The organism is Bacillus sp. AFS002410, from assembly GCF_002556365.1.
Taxonomy (GTDB): domain Bacteria; phylum Bacillota; class Bacilli; order Bacillales; family Bacillaceae_G; genus Gottfriedia.
Genome location: NZ_NUEU01000048.1, coordinates 1 through 1,696, shown reverse-complemented (window position 1 = coordinate 1,696; position 1,696 = coordinate 1). Strand labels below are relative to the sequence as shown.

General features: G+C 29.2%; 1 protein-coding gene. It reads left to right on the top strand.

Annotated elements, in window-relative coordinates; translation table 11 throughout:
- The first annotated feature begins 815 nt into the window (after positions 1-815).
- Positions 816-1,247: an AbrB/MazE/SpoVT family DNA-binding domain-containing protein gene (locus CN692_RS19115; RefSeq protein ID WP_098120738.1), complete on the top strand. Its 432-nt coding sequence runs from the start codon at positions 816-818 to the stop codon at positions 1,245-1,247.
- The last annotated feature ends 449 nt before the right edge of the window (positions 1,248-1,696 follow it).

Sequence of the window (1,696 nt, the reverse complement as noted above, 5' to 3'; positions counted from 1 at the left end):
CCATGTTTTACCCTCTTCTTCATTCAGTTTAGTGGATCCGGTCCATAACTGTCCGTTAAGCATACCAAATAAAGCGGATAAATGCACACTTTAATAGTCATGAGTTATTAATTCGAAAAGAAAAAGTATCGAACGATGTTTAGAATAAATGGAATGAAGATGATCCAGCAAATGGATACGTTGATACCAGCTATTGCAATGGATTTGATGTTTGCTTGTAATAATTCGTTGGTGTGCTCGTCGAGAACAATTACTTTGTTCTTTTCAACGAGTGAACGAAGAAGTTGACTGAGATGCCACTTCGAACGGTTTATTATTTATTTTGATATTGTTTGTACTGTTGGCAATGACGAGCGTATACAGTCCCTTTTGTTGATTAAATTAAAAAGTTATACAACTAACGCAGCTCGTTAGTTGTATAAGTACATGAAAATTTGTTGCGGTTAAAAACCTGTTGTAGTAGTAAATGTGGTCATATGTTGTATAAAAAGGATAGATGTAAACAGGTATACTTTCCTGTTCATCTATCCTTTTATTTTTACCTTAAAAAATGTGTGACATTAGTTTCAATCACTTAAATATAGAGATTCATAGTTATTTCCTAGACTTTTAATAAAAAATATATAAAACGTTTTTTCTTAACATTAAGTCAACAGTGTAGTAGGAGTTAATAAATGTAAAATATTACCAATAAAAATCAATCCTAAAATGGAGCGAATATTTAAACAGTTTGTTATTATAAAGCTAAATTCAACTTGTATGTTTTTTACCAATACGTTCTAAAAAAAGAGAGAGATAAATGGGGAGTTACATTAATGAAATCGATAGGAATTGTTAGAAGGTTAGATGAATTAGGTAGAATTGTTTTACCGAAAGAACTAAGAAATACCATGAATATTAAAGGTGGAGTTCCCTTAGAAATTCATGTAGAAAAAGATTTCATAATAATTACTAAGTACGATGAAATATTAAGAAAAAGCGGGATTGTGAGAAATGCAGATGAATTAGGAAGAGTTGTATTACCTAAAGAACTCAGAAAAATGTTAAAGCTACATACAAATATACCTTTAGAGTTTTTTATTGATGAACAACGAATAATACTTAAACAATTTTATTCAGATAAAACATGTATGATTACTGGAGTAATTGATGATAAAAATTTTATATTTGAAAATGGTAAGTTTGTGTTAAGCAAAGATGGTGCAAACATACTTATCCAAGAATTACAGAAATATATAGCTCAATAAAAAAGCGAGTAAAAGGGAGACGATTGACTCCTATTCATTGATGGACTACTTCGGTAGTTCATTTTTTATTGCGCTAACGGGCAGATTGATTGAACAAGGAAATTAATGATTCTCTGTAACGAATATTATTTATTAAAATAATTAAATAAAGGTATGAGGGCAGAGAAATGTATCTAATTTTATTAATAGTCCTATTTACAATTTTAGGATATTTACTATTATGGTTACCACCAGCTATTGGAGGTGCTATAGCTTTTGGGATATTTTTAGGTTTGTTAAGTAGAGGTTAATATTATTTATATAATATTAATAAGAGAATTAGCAAAGCATTACCTACTCAAAAAGAATTAGACCTTGAAGATTTTATGAAAGAAATAAAGAAATATTAAAGTCAGCTTATTGAACTAACGAGAGCATTAGTTGCATAACTATAAATGTCAACATAAGTA

Coding starts and splice junctions, on each gene's coding strand:
- CN692_RS19115 (WP_098120738.1), top strand. CDS start 816: ATGAAATCGATAGGAATTGTTAGAAGGTTAGATGAATTAGGTAGAATT.